We start from the raw sequence: 14,843 nt of genomic DNA, 5'->3' as shown, positions 1-14,843 counted from the left end.
GGACCGCTTCATAACGTCCGGAATTGCGCCGCAGTTGGGAAGGTGAATTACGCCTTCCGGGGGCCGCCTCTCGGCGGCGGAGCACCCGTGTCGGCGGAACCGTTCCCCCCGCCTGAGTGCAACCTGGGGGGCTGCCGTGGGGCTGGTGGAACGGGATGCGGTGCTGTCGCGGCTGCGGACAGCGCTGCGGGACACGCTGTCCGGCCACGGCCGGCAGGTGGTGGCGGTGGGCGCGGCCGCCACCGGCAAGACGGCGCTGCTGTCCGCGTTGGCCGCCGAGTCCCGGGACGCCGGCGCCACCCTGCTGCTCGCCACCGGGTCACGGCGCGAGGCCGCGTTGCCCTACGGCGTCATCCGGCAACTGCTCGCCGGTGGCGCCGAGGAGCCGGCGCTCGCCTCCGCCGCCCGCTTCCTCGACGGCACCATCGCCCTGGGCACCGTCGCGCTCGGCACCGTCGCGCTCGGCACCGTCGCCGGGTCGCCGGACCGGGCCGACCCGTCGCTGGTCGACCGGGTCTGCGCCGAGGTGCTGCGCGCCGCGCGCACCAACCCGCTGGTGATCGCCGTCGACGACGTCGACCAGGCCGACCTCGCCTCCGTGCGCTGCCTGGTCGAGCTGGGCCGGCGGATCACCGACACGCCGATCCTGCTCTTCCTGGCCGCCTCCCCCGGTGCCGACGACGCGTACGCGGCGCTGATCGACGCGCCCCGCCGGCAGCTGTTGCCGCTGGAACCGCTCTCCGCCGACGGGGTCGCCATGCTGCTGGCCCAGCACGCCGACGGGCTGATCGACGCGGCGCTGGCCACCGCGCATCACGCGGTGAGCGGAGGCAATCCCCTGCTGGTCAAGGCGCTCGTGGAGGACACCCGCAACAGCCGCGACGGCCGGCCCGGATCGGTCGTCATCGGGGGCGCCTTCACCGAGGCCCTGCTCGACTGCCTCTACCGGGGCACGCCGACCACCCTGCGGGTGGCGCGGGCGCTCGCCGTGCTGGGTGACGCGAGCCGGCCGACCACGCTGGGCTGGCTCGCGGAGGTCGACGCCGCGGCGGCACGCTCCGCGTTGGACCTGCTCACCGCGTCCGGCCTGCTGCGGGAGGGCCGCTTCCGGCACCCGGCCGCCCGCGAGGCGGTGCTGCGTCACCTCATCGCCGAGGAGGGCCCGGAGCAGCACCGGCGGGCCGCCGAGCTGCTGCACCGGGAGGGCGCCGAACCGGCCGAGGTGGCCCGGCAGCTCGTCGCCGCCGGCACACCACCGGAGAGCTGGGCGGTGCCGGTGCTCCGGCGGGCCGCCCGGCAGGCGGTGGCGGACGGCGAGCTGCACCGCGCGGTCGACCTGCTGGAGCTGGCCCACACCGGCGCCACCGAGGCGGTCGACCGGACCACGCTCAAGGTGATGCTGAGCAGCGTGGAGTGGCAGCTCGACCCGTCGCTGGCCGCCCGGCACCTCGCCGCGCTGGTCGCGGTGGCCCCGGAGGTCGGGTTCGGGGCGAAGGCCGGGGTGACCACCGCCCAACAGCTGCTCTGGCACGGTCGGGTGGACGAGGCCATGGAGGTGCTGCGGCACGCCCGGTTCACCGCCGACGACCCGCGCACCGCCCGCCTGCTGTCGCGGGCCCGCAACCTGCTCGCGTACGCGTACCCGGCGGTCGGGCGGCGGCTGCGTCGGCTGCTCGGCGACGCCTGCGGATCGCTGCCCCAGGCCACTCCGGACGGCGGGGCGGCCGAACTGCTCTTCGCCGCCGTCGACGGGGTGAGCGGCCGGCACCGGCAGCTCGAACAGCTGCTGGAGCACCGGCACGACCAGCTCAACCCGGTGGACCTGACCGCGGCGCTCATCGCGCTGATCTGCGACGACCGGGCCGACCGGGCGGCACCGTGGGCCGCCCGGCTGGTCGCCGGAAGGGGCGTGGCGCTCCCACCGACCTGGCAGGCGATCCTGGCGGCGCTGCACGGCGAGGCGGCCCGCCGGCAGGGCGACCTGCGGGTCGCCGCCGCCGAGTCCGAGCGGGCGCTGACGCTGGTCGGCCGGGACGGTTGGGGGGTGGCGATCGGCGGTCCGGTCGCCACCCGGGTGTTGACCCTGGTCTCCACCGGCCGCCTGGACGAGGCCGCCCAACTGGTCAACCAGCCGGTCCCACCGGCAACCTTCCAGACCCCGTTCGGCCTGCACTTCCTGCACGCCCGGGGCCGCTACTACGCCGCCACCCAACGCCCGGAGGCCGCGCTGGTCGACTTCCACACCTGCGGCGAGCTGATGCGCGCCTGGGAGGTCGACCTGCCCGCGCTGGTCCCCTGGCGTACCGAGGCGGCCCGGGTCTACCTGGCGTTGGGCCGGGCCACGGAGGCGGCGCGGCTCGCCGAGGAGCAGATGGGGATGGTCGGCGACCGGCGCAGCCGCAGCCGCGGGCTCACCCTGCTGGTCGCGGCGGCCGTCAGTCCGCTGCCCGAGCGGCTGCCGCTGCTCCGCGAGGCGGTGGACATCCTGGAGGCGGCCGGGGACCGGCTCGCCCTGGTGCGGGCGCTCAACGACGAGGCGGCGGCGCACCAGGCCGTCGGCAACACCATCCAGGGCCGGATGTCCACCCGCCGGGCGCGCCAGGTCGCCGAGCAGGGCGGCTTCCCCGGGTCCGGGCGGCGGACCCACGACGACGGTGGCAGCGCCGCGCTGCGGGTCGACGCCGAGCAGGTCGCCGCGCTCAGCGAGGCGGAACGCCGGGTCGCCACCCTGGCCGCCCAGGGCCTCACCAACCGGGAGATCGCCGATCAGCTCTCCGTCACCATCAGCACCGTCGAACAGCACCTCACCCGGGTCTACCGCAAGCTGCGGGTCCGCCGCCGGGCCGACCTGCCGTACCGGCTCGGCGCGGCCTCCTCGGGCCCGTCCTGACCGGAACCGCCGACCGGTCGGGGCGGTCCGCCGATCCTGGTCGGTCGCGGTCGGTCGGTCGCAATCGGTCGCGGTCGGCCGACCACGGTCCGCCGGCCACGGTCGGTCGGCCACGGCCGGTCGGCCACGGTCGGTCGGCCACGGTCGGTCGGCCACGGTCGGTCGGTCATGGTCCGCCGGTCACGGTCGGTTGGTGGCGCGCAAGGGGCCGGTCCGCCGCGGGCTCAGGCGATGTCGGCCGCGGCGGCCCGGCCGGCGGTACGGCCGGAGAAGAGACACCCGCCGAGGAAGGTGCCCTCCAGCGCGTTGTACCCGTGCATCCCGCCGCCGCCGAACCCGGCGACCTCGCCGGCGGCGTACACCCCGCCGAGTGGCTCACCGTCCGCGCCCAGCACCCGGCCGGACAGGTCGGTGTGCAGCCCGCCGAGGGTCTTGCGGGTGAGCACGTGCAGTTGGACGGCGATCAGCGGCCCGGCCGCCGGGTCGAGCAGCCGGTGCGGGGTGGCCACCCGGATCAGCCGGTCTCCCCGGTAGCGCCGGGCGCCGCGGATGGCCTGCACCTGCGCGTCCTTGCCGAAGGGGTTGGCGAGTTCCCGGTCCCGGGCCTCGACGAGCCGGCGCAGCGCGACGGCGTCGAGCTGCGGACCACCCGTCCCGGCGGCCAGCTTGTTCATCCCGTCGACCAGCTCCGGCAGGCGGTCGGCGACCACGAAGTCGGCACCGTGCCGCTTGAACGCCTCCACCGGCCCCGGCGCACCGGGGCGGACCCGCTGCAGCACCTGCCGGACGCTGCGGTTGGTCAGGTCGGGATTCTGTTCGGAGCCCGAGAGCGCGAACTCCTTCTCCAGGATCTTCTGGGTGAGCAGGAACCAGCTGTAGTCGTGCCCGGTGGCCCGCAGGTGGCGCAGCGTGGCGAGGGTGTCGAAGCCGGGGAAGAGTGGTGCCGGCAGCCGCTGGCCGGTCGCGTCGAGCCACAGCGAGGACGGGCCGGGGAGGATCCGGATGCCGTGGCCGGGCCAGACCGGGTCCCAGTTGCGCAGCCCTTCGGTGTAGTGCCACATGCGGTCGGGATTGATGACCCGACCGCCGGCCGCCTCGGTGATGGCCAGCATCCGGCCGTCGACGTACGCCGGCACCCCGGTGACCATCCGCTCGGGCGGGGTGCCCAGCCGGGCCGGCCAGGCCCGCCGGACCAGGTCGTGGTCACCGCCGATCCCACCCGAGGTGATGATCACCGCTTGGGCGGCGTACCCGAAGTCGCCCACCACGGTGCGCGAGGTGGGCCGGCCGCGGGCGCGTCGTCGGGCGCGAGCACCGCGCCCCGTACGCCGGTGACCATGCCGCCGCTGGTGACCAGCTCGTCGACCCGGTGCCGGAAGAGCAACCGGATCCGGCCCTGCTCGACGGCGGCGCGCACCCGCCGGGCGAACGGCTCGACCACACCCGGCCCGGTCCCCCAGGTCACGTGGAACCGGGGCACCGAGTTGCCGTGCCCGTGCGCCGCCCCACCGCCCCGCTCGGCCCAGCTGACCACGGGGAAGACGCGGAGACCCTGCGCGCGCAGCCAGGCCCGCTTCTCCTCGGCCGCGAAGTGCACGTACGCCTCGGCCCACCGGCGCGGCCAGTGGTCCTCCGGCCGGTCGAACGCGGCGCTGCCGGTCCAGTCCTGCCAGGCCAGCTCGACCGAGTCCCGGATGCCCATCCGCCGCTGCTCGGGCGAGTCGACCAGGAAGAGCCCACCGAACGACCACCACGCCTGGCCGCCGAGGTTCTGCTCGGGCTCCTGATCCAGCAGCAGCACCCGGCGGCCGGCGTCGGCGGCCTCGGCGGCGGCGACCAGGCCGGCGAGGCCCACCCCGACCACGATCACATCGGTGTCCACGCCCCGACGGTAGTTACCGGAGCCGGGAAACCCCCGGCCGGGGTACGCCGGATCGGCCGTCGTGACGGTCGGGTCGCGCCGGACGGGGAGGTCCCCCGCCCGGCCGCCGTGGCCCGGTCAGGTCGCCGGGGCGGCGCTGCGGGTGTAGCCGTTGAGCAGGGCGAAGTCGCGGCACTGACCGCCGCCGCCCCCGGCGCCGTCCAGGGCCGTGCCGGCGCGCCGGCAGGTCGCCCGCAGGCTGATCACCCGGCCCGCGGGCACCTCGATCGGCGAGACCATGTGGTAGTCCAGGTCGCGGAAGTTGTTCAGGGCCACGGTCAGCACGGTCGTGCCGTCCACCACGAGATCGAGCCGTCCCTCGTCGCCCTGCGGGTTCTGCAGGAAGATGTCGGTCAGCACGAACACCCGCCGGGACGCCACCGTGTAGCGGTCGGTGCGGGAGCTGCCGGTGCCGGTCGTGACCGCGAGTCGCCGGCTGAACGACTCACCGCCGTCCGGGATGGCCGGCACCCCGGCGCGGGCGCTGGGGCTCGGCGAGGGCGGCCGGGCCGGGTTGCTCGGCGCGGGCAGCGACGGGCGGGCCCCCGGGGCCACCGCGTCGACCGCCTGCTGAGCCTTGCTGTCCGCCTGCTGGGCGCGGTTGTCGGCGGCACTGGCCTGTTGTGCCACCGGGGCGACCTGCTCCTGGGCGGCCTCCTCGGCCAGCGACTTCACGGTCGGGCGCAACAGCGCGTACCAGAGGCCCGCGCCGAGCAGGGCCAGCACCAGCAACGCCGCCAGCACGCGGGGCAGGCCCCGGGGCAGGACCGGCTCCTGCACGGTCGCGGCGTCCAGCGTCGCCGGCGGCGTCTCGTCGGAGGCGACCCCGACCTGGAACGGGAGGGTGACCGGGTGCCCGCGCCAGAGCAGCCGGCGGGTCCGGGCGCGCACCTGCACGAAGGCCGCCTCGCCGGGGGCCACGGTGACCTGCGCCGGGCGGATCGCGACGGCGAGCCGGTTGTCCGGGTCGCTGCCGGTGAGCGCCAGCCCGAGCGGCACGTTGCCCAGGTTGGCCACGGAGAGCTCGTGCCGGCCGCCGCGCCGGCCCCGGGAGGTGCGGGGCAGGATCTCCGGCGCGAGCTCGGCGAAGGGCAGGACCCGCACGACGCCCTCCGGGACGACCTGCGCGTCCGGGGTCTCGGTCGGGCTCACCCGCACGGCGAACGGACGTTCGCCCGCCACCACCTGCGGCGCGCGGGGCGGGTGGAACCGGACGGCGACCGACTCGGTGGCACCGGGGTAGACCGCGACGGTCGACGGCTCGACCGTGGTCCAGCCGGCCGGCTCGCCGAGCACCTCGATCACGTACGACTCCACGATCGGCCCGGCGTTGCGGATGTCGAGCCGGCAGCTCGCCGCACTGCCCGGGCTGACCTCGACGAGGTCGGCGTCCAGGTTGGCGTCCGTGGTCATGGCCGCGACTCTAGGAGCGTCCGGCCCGGTTCAATCAGGCGTAGAGGAAGACCTTCGGGCAACCCGCGAGGGCCGTTGAGTCCACGTTGACTGCACGATTGGTGCCGGCGGCGATACTCGGCGCAACATCCGTCCGACCGAGCGCTGCTGGGGGAGCCGATGCGCCGTCTACCGATCCACCTCTACTCCACCGATGTGATCTCCCGCGCCGGCGTGGTCAGCCAGCTCCGGCCCCGCCCGGAGGTGCTGCTGCTCGACGAGTCCGAAGCGGACCAGGCGGCCGTCGCGGTGATCGTCAGCGACAGCATCGACGAGCCGACCCTGCGCACCCTGCGCGCGCTGCGCAGCCGGTCCCGGTCGGCCCTGGTGCTGGTGGTGACGCAGGCCGACGACGCCGGCCTGGTCGCCGCGGTGGAGCACGGGGTGGCCGGGATCGTGCGCCGGTCGGAGGCGAGCGCGGACCGGCTGGTCGCGGTGATCCGGTCCGCCGCGGCCGGCGAGGGCGCCGTGCCGCCGGACCTGCTCGGCCGGTTGTTGCAGCAGGTCGGGGCGTTGCAGCGGGAGGTGCTGGGGCCGCGTGGGCTGACCTTCTCCGGGCTGGCCGAGCGGGAGGTGGAGGTGTTGCGGCTGGTCGCCGACGGGTTCGACACCGCCGAGATCGCCAGCCGGCTGTCCTACTCGCAACGGACCATCAAGAACATCCTGCACGACGTGACGAACCGGCTGCACCTGCGCAACCGCTGCCACGCCGTGGCGTACGCGCTGCGCAACGGCCTGATCTGAATCGCGCTGCCCGTTCGGGCAGCCCGCGCTGCCCCCAGGCCGGCACCGACCGGCACCACCACACCGCCGCCCGCCCGCCACGGTGGTGGCGACACGTGTGACCACGGGAGGTGTCGTGCGCTGGGGCAGCCGCCGCTGGGTAGTCGTGGTGCTCGGTCTGCTGGCCGGGCCGGCCGTGGCCGCGGCGCCGGAGCCGCCGGGGCCGCCGGCCCCGGCCCCGCCGCCGGCCGTCGACGCCGGGTACCGCCTGGGCTACACCAGCCCCGAACGCCCGACCCTGCTGGTCGGCGGCGGCACCGGCCCGGCCCAGCCGCTGCTCACCGCCGCCGAGCGGGGCGACGCCGAGCAGGACGCCGACGCCCGGGCCGGCCGGCTGGTCTGGGTGGGCCGGCGGGCGGTCGACGGGAGCGCCGACCGCAACGGTGCGCTCTACCTGCGCCGGCCGGGTGCGGCGCCGGCCCGGCTGCTCGGCGGGGCGGGCACGGTCGGGCAGCCGGCGCTCTCCCCCGACGGCCGACGGGTCGCCTTCACCAGCGACCGGGCCGGCAACGCCGACATCTGGGTGATCGGTGTCGACGGCACCGGGCTGCGCCGGCTCACCGACCACCCGGCCGAGGACAGCTGGCCGACCTGGTCTCCCGACGGCGGCCGGATCGCGTTCGCCAGCACCCGCGCCGACCTCGCCGGCGACATCTGGGTGGTGCCGGCCACCGGCGGCACCCCGGTCCCGATCACCGACGGGCCGGCCGCGGACGGGCAACCGGCCTGGTCACCGGACGGCCGGCGGATCGCCCTCAGCACCACCCGGTTCGCCCCGGCCGGCGCCCCCGACGTCCGTACCGTGGCCACGGTGGCACCTACCGGCGGGCCGGTGACCCGGCTGGTGCCCGGCCCCGGCGACGCCGCCGAGCCGGCCTGGTCCGGCGACGGCGCCCGGCTCGCCTTCACCACCACCCGCGACGACCCGGCCGGCGACGTGTACCTGCTCCGGGACGGCCGGGTCACCCCGGTCGCCACCGGACCGCTGCCGCAGCACGACCCGGCCTGGCGCGGCGCCGACCTGCTCTGGACCGGCACCGACGAGGCCGACAGCACCGACGTGTGGAGCGCCGACGCCACCGGCGGCGACCGCCGGGACCACACCGCGCGGCCGGGGCGGAACGAGACCGGGCCGGCGTTCAGCCCGGACGGCACCCGGCTGGCCTACAGCGCCGAGCAGGCCGACGGTGGTGCCCGGGTCGTGCTGGCCGATGCCACCGGCGCGGACCCGCAGGTGCTCGCCCCGCCGGGCACCGCCGACGGTGACCGCGACACCGATCCGACCTGGTCGCCGGCGGGCGACGCGATCGCCTTCAGCCGCCAGCCCGCCGACAGCGACGAGCCGTCCCGGATCCTGGTGGTCGCGGTCGCCGACGCGCGGCTGCTCGCCGAGGTGCCGATGCCCGCCTACCTGCGCGGCAGCGACGCCGAGCCGGCCTGGTCGCCGGACGGCCGGCGGCTGGCCTTCGCCCGGTACGCCACGACGCGCGACAGCGACCTGGAGACCCCTGTCGTGGACCGGCCGGCCCTGCCCGGGAGCACCTTCACGGTGACCCAGTCGGTGCGTACCCCGGAGATCCCGCCCCGGCCGGACATCGTCTTCCTGGTCGACGACACCGCCTCGATGGCCCAGCCCGGCGAGGGTGGCGCGAGCGTCATCCAGCAGCTCCGGGCCCGGCTGCCCGAGGTGATCAAGAACGTCCGGAGCAGCCAGCCGGAGGCCCGGTTCGGGCTCGCCACGTTCAGTGGGGTCGACGGCGAGGGCGGCCACGACCCGCTGATGTACTTCCCCCGCCAACCGGTGACCGCCGACGACGCGGCCGTGCGCCGGGCCGTCGACGGCCTCACCGCGCAGAGCCCGTACGGCACGGAAAACTGGTTCTACGCGCTGCGGCAGTTGGCCCGCAACGACCGGATCGGCTTCCGCCCGGACAGCAGCCGGGTGGTGGTCCTGATCAGCGACACCGACAGCGTGGACAAGACCGTGCCGCCGCCCGAGGAGGGCAGCATCGCCGAGGCCGACCTGACCCGGGAGTTGCAGGCCGCCGGCATCGCGCTGATCGGCGTACCGATCGTCGGGGCCGACTTCGAGCGCGGCCTGAACTACGACGGGGCGGCCGGGCGGATCACCGCGGCCACCGGGGGCCGGCTCACCGACGACAGCGACCCGGGCGGGGTGATCGACGCCGTGCAGCGCGCCATCCGCGAGCTCACCGTCACCGTACGGCCGGCCGCCACCTGCGCGGACGGGCTCTCCGTCCGGTTCGACCCGGATCCGGCGCGGGTCGCCGCCGGGCAGCCGGCGGTCTTCCGGGAGACCGTCACGCTGGCACCGGGCGCGGTCCCCGGCACCGTGCTGCGCTGCACCGTGCGCTTCGACCTCGAACCGCCGGAGGCCGGCGCGGACGCGGTGCAGGAGCTGATCGTCCGGGTCGTCCCGCCCGGGCTGCCCCTGGTCCGCGTCGACGACGTACGGGTGGCGCCGGCCGGGCCGGACGGCGCCCGGGTGAGCTACCAGGCCTCGGCGGTGGACGCCACCGGCCGGCCGTTGCCGGTGCGCTGCGTGCCGGCCTCCGGCTCCCTGTTCCCGATCGGGCAGACCGTGGTGACCTGCACGGCGACCGACGGCGCCGGCCGGACCGGGTCCGACACGGCGCTGGTCGTGGTCGCCGATCCGGCGACCCAGGGCAGCCGGATCTGGCTGGCCGGCCTCGACGCCGGTCCCGGCGGCACGCTGACCGTCACCGACCAGCGTGACCTCAGCGCGCGGGTGGGTCCGGCCTGCCCGAGCCGCTCGGCGGACCGGGCTCCGGCCTGGTCACCCGACGGCACCGCGCTCGCCTTCGCCGACAGCGCCTTCGACCTGTGTGTGGTGACGCCGGAGGGCGCCGGCGCCCGGCATCCGCTCGCCGCCGCGGACCGGGCCGGCCGTATGGTGGCGGACCCGGCGTGGTCACCGGACGGACGGCGGATCGCCGTGGCGCTGAGCCGCCCCGAGTCGCCCGGGCTGCGGGCCGCCGAGCCGACCGACATCGTGGTGCTGCCCGGGCGCGGCGGCCCGGCCACCCCGGTGATCCGCACGGTGGGCAGCCAACCGGCCTTCCAGCGGCTGCCGGTGCCCGAGCTGAGCCTCGCCGTCTCCGTCGGCGGCCTGCCCGGCTACCTCGGCGGCGATCCGCTGCCGGTCACCTTCACGGTGCGCAACGCGACCCGGCTGCCGGCCGACAACGTCTGGCTGGACGTCGCCGCGCCGGCCCCGCTGCTGCCCCTGACCACCGCCGACCCGCGGTGCGACGCCGGCCTCCGGCTCTGCCGGCTCGGCACGCTCGGTCCCGGTGCCCAGCAGGTGGTCACCGTGGTGCTGCCGGCCCGGGCGGCGGTCACCGCCACGGTCACCGGGCGGCTCACCGCCACCGTCCGGCAGGTGCCGGCCAGCCGGATCGCGCAGGCGCCGGTGCGGGTGCTGGCGCCCCGGGTCCGGCTCGACCCGGCGATCGGCCCGCCCGGCTTCGTCACCACCGCGCTCGGCGCAGACTTCCCGCCCGGCGCACGGGTGCGGCTGAGCTGGACCCCGGGCATCACCACCACCCCGGACACGGTGACCGTCGGCGCGGACGGCAGCTTCCGCACCCCGGTGCTGGTGTTGCGCAAGGACACCCTCGGCCCGCGGGACCTGACCGCCAACCGGGTCGCGGGCCGGCCCTTCGCCCCGGTACGCGCACCCGAGCCCTTCCTGGTGGTGCCGCGCGACCTCGGCCCGCCGGTCTTCAGCGGCCGGGGGTGACCGGTGATCCACGAGATCGACGACGCGCTGCGCCGGCTGGTCCGCGAGGAGGCGCTGCCCAGCTCCAGCGTGGACATCGTGCTGGAGGCGCCGACGAAGGAGTGGGCGGCCCGGCGCAACGCGCCCACCGTGAACCTCTACCTCTACGACATCCGCGAGGACCTGCGCCGCCGCTCGCGCGGCCTGATCAACGAGTACGACGAGCGTGGCCAGGTGGTCCGCCGGATCGCCCCGCCCCGGTACATCAAACTCTCCTACCTGGTCACCGCCTGGACCCAGCGACCGGAGGACGAGCACCGGCTGCTCTCCGCGCTGCTGCTGTGCTTCCTGCGCTTCGACGCCGTGCCGCCGACCGTGCTGACCGGCTCGGTGGCCACGACCGGGATGCCGGTGCCGATGACGGTCGCGTTGCCGCCACCGGAGGACCGCGCCTTCGCCGACGTCTGGACGGCGCTGGGCGGCGAGCTGAAACCGTCCCTGGACCTGGTGGTCAGCACGCCCGTGGACAGCGGCCGGGAGGTGCCGGTCGGTCCACCGGCCCGCGAGGGCGTGGTCGCCGACGTCGCGGACCGCACCACAGACGGCAGCGGCGACCGGGTGCGGCACCGCCCGGCCCGCGCCGGCGGCTGACCGTGGCCGGCCACGCGGCGGCGCTGCTGCGCCGGCTCCAGCACCTGGAGCGGGCGGTACGCGCCGCGGTGGCCCGCCGCCGGGAGAGTGATCCGCAGCCGGACGACCCGTTCCGTGGCCTCTACCTCTCCGACGAGGCGGTCGACGCGGCGCTGGCCGCGGCCCGCGACCCGTTCGACCCGTGGCCGGCCGGTGACCGGACGGCGGCGCCGGGCAACGACCGGCTCGCCGCGTTGGCCGCCGCGGCCGGGCTCACCCCGCTGGACGAGGCGCTGCTGCTGGTGGCGCTCGCGCCCGACGTGGACAGCCGGTTCGAGCAGTTCTACGGCTACCTGAACGACGACGTGACCCGCCGCCGCCCCTCGGTCGGGCTGGCGCTGCGGCTGTGCGGGCTGCCGGAGTCGGCCACGCCGGCCCGGCTCCGGCTCGCCGCCGGCGCGCCGCTGGTGGACCTGGCCCTGCTGCGGGTGGACTCCCCCGACCGGCCGGTGCTCAGCCGTGGGCTGTGGGTGCCGGACCGGGTGGGCGGCTGGCTGCTCGGCGTGGACGCCCCCGAGCCGCTGCTGGTCGGCCTGGCCGAGCCGGCCGCCCCGGTCGGGCCACCCCCGCCCGGCGCGGTGCCGCTCGGGCGGGCGCTGGACCGGGCCGGGGCCCGCCTGGCGTACCTGCGGGAGCGGCCGGGCGGCAGCGCGACCGCGCTGGCGGTGGCCGCCCTCGACGGTGCCGGCCACCGGGCGATCGTCGTGGACCTGCCCCGGCTGGCCGCCGACCCGCATCCGGCGGAGCTGGCCACCGCCCTGGTCCGGGAGGCCGTGCTCACCGGGGCGGGCCTGGTGGTGGGGCCGGTGCAGGGTGACGAGCCGTGGCCGGTCTGGTCCCGGCTGACCGCGGCCGGCGCGCCGGTGCTGGCGTACGGGACGCAGCCGTGGGACCCGGCCTGGACGGCGCTGGCCCCGTTGCAGGTGGAGGTGGCCCCGTTGACCGCCGACGAGCGGGCCGCGGTGTGGCGGGCCGCCCTGCCCGACGGACTGGCCGACGGGCTGGACCCGGCCGGCGCCACCGCGCAGTTCGTGCTGGGCGCCCCGGCGATCCGGCGGGCCGCCACGGTGGCGGTGCAGCTCGCCACGGCCGCCGGCGAGCGGGTCGGCGAGGCGCACCTGCGCGCCGGGGCGCGTACCCAGAACGCGGCCGGCCTGGAACGGCTGGCCCGGCGGATCGTCCCGGAGGTCGGCTGGGCGGACCTGGTGCTGCCGGCCGCGACGCTGTCGCTGCTGCGCGAGCTGGCGGGGCGGGCCCGGCACCGGGACCGGGTGCTGCGCGAGTGGCGGATGCGCCCCGGCGGCGGGCGCGGCCACGGGGTGACCGCGCTGTTCGCCGGGGACTCCGGCACCGGCAAGACCATGTCGGCCGAGGTGGTGGCCGCCAGTCTGGGGCTGGACCTGTACACGGTGAACCTGGCCACCGTGGTGGACAAGTACGTCGGGGAGACCGAGAAGAACCTGGAGCGGATCTTCGCCGAGGCGGCCGGGGTGAACGGCGTGCTGCTCTTCGACGAGGCCGACGCGATCTTCGGCAAGCGCTCGGAGGTGCGCGACGCGCACGACCGGTACGCCAACATCGAGAGCGCGTACCTGCTGCAACGGATGGAGACCTTCGACGGGTTGGCGGTGCTCGCCACCAACCTGCGGGCCAACCTCGACGAGGCGTTCACCCGCCGGCTGGACGTGGTGGTGGACTTCCCGGTGCCCGACGAGGCGGCCCGGCGGGCGCTCTGGGACCGCTGCCTGGGCGAGCGGGCACCGCGCGCCCCGGACGTGGACCTGGACTTCCTGGCCGGCGCGTTCGAGCTGGCCGGGGGGCACATCCGGTCGGCGGCGGTGACCGCCGGTTATCTGGCCGCCGGGGCCGGGCGGCCGGTCGGGATGGCGGAGCTGATCGGCGCGGTCGGGCGGGAGTACCGCAAGCTCGGCCGGCTGACCCTGGAGAGCGAGTTCGGCCGGTGGCTCCCGCTCGCCGTGGGCTGAGCCGTGCCCTTTCGGGCAGCCGGCGTTGCCCTCGTGGCGGGTCGGCCGGCGCTGGCCGGCCGGGCGAGCGGGGTGCACGGTCGAAGCAGGCCCGGCCGAGGGGGTAGACCATGCGCGGACATCGTGAGTTCGACGCCGAGGGGGCGGTACGCCCGGCCGGTGACCGTCCGACCGGCCCCGAGCGGGACGGCGAGTCCCTGATGTACGCCGCCGCGACCGCCGGTCGCCCCGATGTGCTCGGCGCACCCGGCCTGCTCGGCCTGCAACGGGCCGTCGGCAACCAGGCCGTCGGTGAGCTGCTGGAGCCGTCCGCGCCGCGCTCGCCCGTGCACGACGTGGTCCACTCCGGCGGCGGCACGCCGCTGGCCCCCGAGGTCCGCGCGGACATGGAGGCCCGCTTCGGCGGGCAGGACTTCGGCGACGTCCGGGTGCACACCGACCAGGCCGCGCACGACTCGGCGCGCGCGGTCAACGCGCAGGCCTACACGGTGGGCTCCAACATCGTCTTCCAGCGCGGCGGCTACGACCCGGCCTCACCGGCCGGGCAGCACGTGCTCGCCCACGAACTGACGCACGTTGTGCAGCAGCGCAGCGGCCCGGTGGACGGCACCGACACCGGCGGCGGGGTGAAGGTCAGCGACCCGTCCGACCGCTTCGAGCGGGAGGCGGTCGCCACCGCCGACCGGCTGATGGCCACCCCGCCCACAGCCACCCCGACCACGGCCGCCCCGGCAGCGGTCGCCCCGGCCACGGCCGCGCCGGCGGTGCAGCGCGCGGTCGAGCACGACGGGCATGACCACCCGCCGGTGCAGCGCGCCGAGGAGATGTCCGAGGAGGACGAGTCGGCCCAGACGTACGTGCAGCGGCAGGAGGCCGGCGGGGAGGAAGAGGAGACCGCCGAGCAGTAGCGGCCGACCAGCGACCTGTGCGTCGGCGCATCGCTGGGCCACTGGTGGACCCGCCCCGATCGGGAGGTGTGAGGTGAAGGCACCGGCCGAGGAGCGGGGCACGACCCCGCACCGCGCGGCGCCCGTCCCGCCACGCGCGGCGGCCGACGCCGAAGCCGCCACCGGCGTACGCGAATCGGCCGAGCGACCACTGAGCCGCGCGGCCGTGCAGCGGTTGCAGGCGGGGGCCGGTAATCGGGCCGTGGCGGCGCTGGTCGCCCAGCGGCGCGCCACCGCCGCGCGTACCCCCGCCGCGAAGCGGCCCGCTTCCGGCGCGGGCCGTGGCGCCGCCGGCTCCGTGCAGCGCTCCGCCACCCCGGCCGCCGCGGCGAGCGGACCGACCACCGCCGGCCCTGCCTCCGCGCCCGCCGCCCCCGCCGGCCCTACCTCCGCGCCCGTCGCCGCCGCCCTC

Annotated in this window: 7 protein-coding genes and 2 pseudogenes; 7 read left to right on the top strand and 2 right to left on the bottom strand. The window is 76.9% G+C overall.

Translation table 11 applies throughout. The annotated features are described in order from the left end of the window. The first annotated feature begins 145 nt into the window (after window positions 1–145). A complete protein-coding gene (locus LQ51_RS09310) occupies window positions 146–2,890 on the top strand; it encodes a helix-turn-helix transcriptional regulator (RefSeq protein ID WP_156313018.1) in 2,745 nt (914 codons plus the stop codon). 224 nt (window positions 2,891–3,114) lie between these two features. Here LQ51_RS09310 and LQ51_RS09305 read toward each other — a convergent pair. Together LQ51_RS09305 and LQ51_RS09300 are read right to left on the bottom strand one after the other, a co-directional pair. After that, window positions 3,115–4,772, bottom strand: a pseudogene (locus LQ51_RS09305) (FAD-binding dehydrogenase). 117 nt (window positions 4,773–4,889) lie between these two features. Next, window positions 4,890–6,224: a COG1470 family protein gene (locus LQ51_RS09300; protein ID WP_052744792.1), complete on the bottom strand. Its 1,335-nt coding sequence runs from the start codon at window positions 6,222–6,224 to the stop codon at window positions 4,890–4,892. A 159-nt stretch (window positions 6,225–6,383) separates the two neighbouring features. Here LQ51_RS09300 and LQ51_RS09295 point away from each other — a divergent pair, with 159 nt between their 5' ends. The 6 genes and pseudogenes from LQ51_RS09295 to LQ51_RS09270 form a co-directional block, all read left to right on the top strand. Then, entirely contained in the window at window positions 6,384–7,007 is a 624-nt protein-coding gene (locus LQ51_RS09295; protein ID WP_046564307.1) for a response regulator transcription factor, read from the top strand. Between the two features lie 115 nt (window positions 7,008–7,122). Further along, window positions 7,123–10,830, top strand: a complete 3,708-nt coding sequence (locus LQ51_RS09290) for a VWA domain-containing protein (protein WP_046564306.1) — start codon at window positions 7,123–7,125, stop codon at window positions 10,828–10,830. Window positions 10,831–10,833: 3 nt separating this feature from the next. Continuing rightward, a complete protein-coding gene (locus tag LQ51_RS09285; protein ID WP_046564305.1) occupies window positions 10,834–11,460 on the top strand; it encodes a Pvc16 family protein in 627 nt (208 codons plus the stop codon). Window positions 11,461–11,462: 2 nt separating this feature from the next. Continuing rightward, complete coding sequence (locus LQ51_RS09280) at window positions 11,463–13,484, top strand: AAA family ATPase (protein WP_052744791.1); 2,022 nt, start codon at window positions 11,463–11,465, stop codon at window positions 13,482–13,484. Window positions 13,485–13,594: 110 nt separating this feature from the next. Then, window positions 13,595–14,392: an eCIS core domain-containing protein gene (locus tag LQ51_RS09275; RefSeq protein WP_046564304.1), complete on the top strand. Its 798-nt coding sequence runs from the start codon at window positions 13,595–13,597 to the stop codon at window positions 14,390–14,392. Between the two features lie 73 nt (window positions 14,393–14,465). Then, window positions 14,466–14,843, top strand: a pseudogene (locus LQ51_RS09270) (hypothetical protein); the annotation flags it as partial.

The organism is Micromonospora sp. HK10 (genome assembly GCF_000982955.1).
Taxonomy (GTDB): domain Bacteria; phylum Actinomycetota; class Actinomycetes; order Mycobacteriales; family Micromonosporaceae; genus Micromonospora.
Note: the sequence above shows the minus strand (reverse complement) of the source record. Positions and strands in the feature narration are given on the sequence as shown.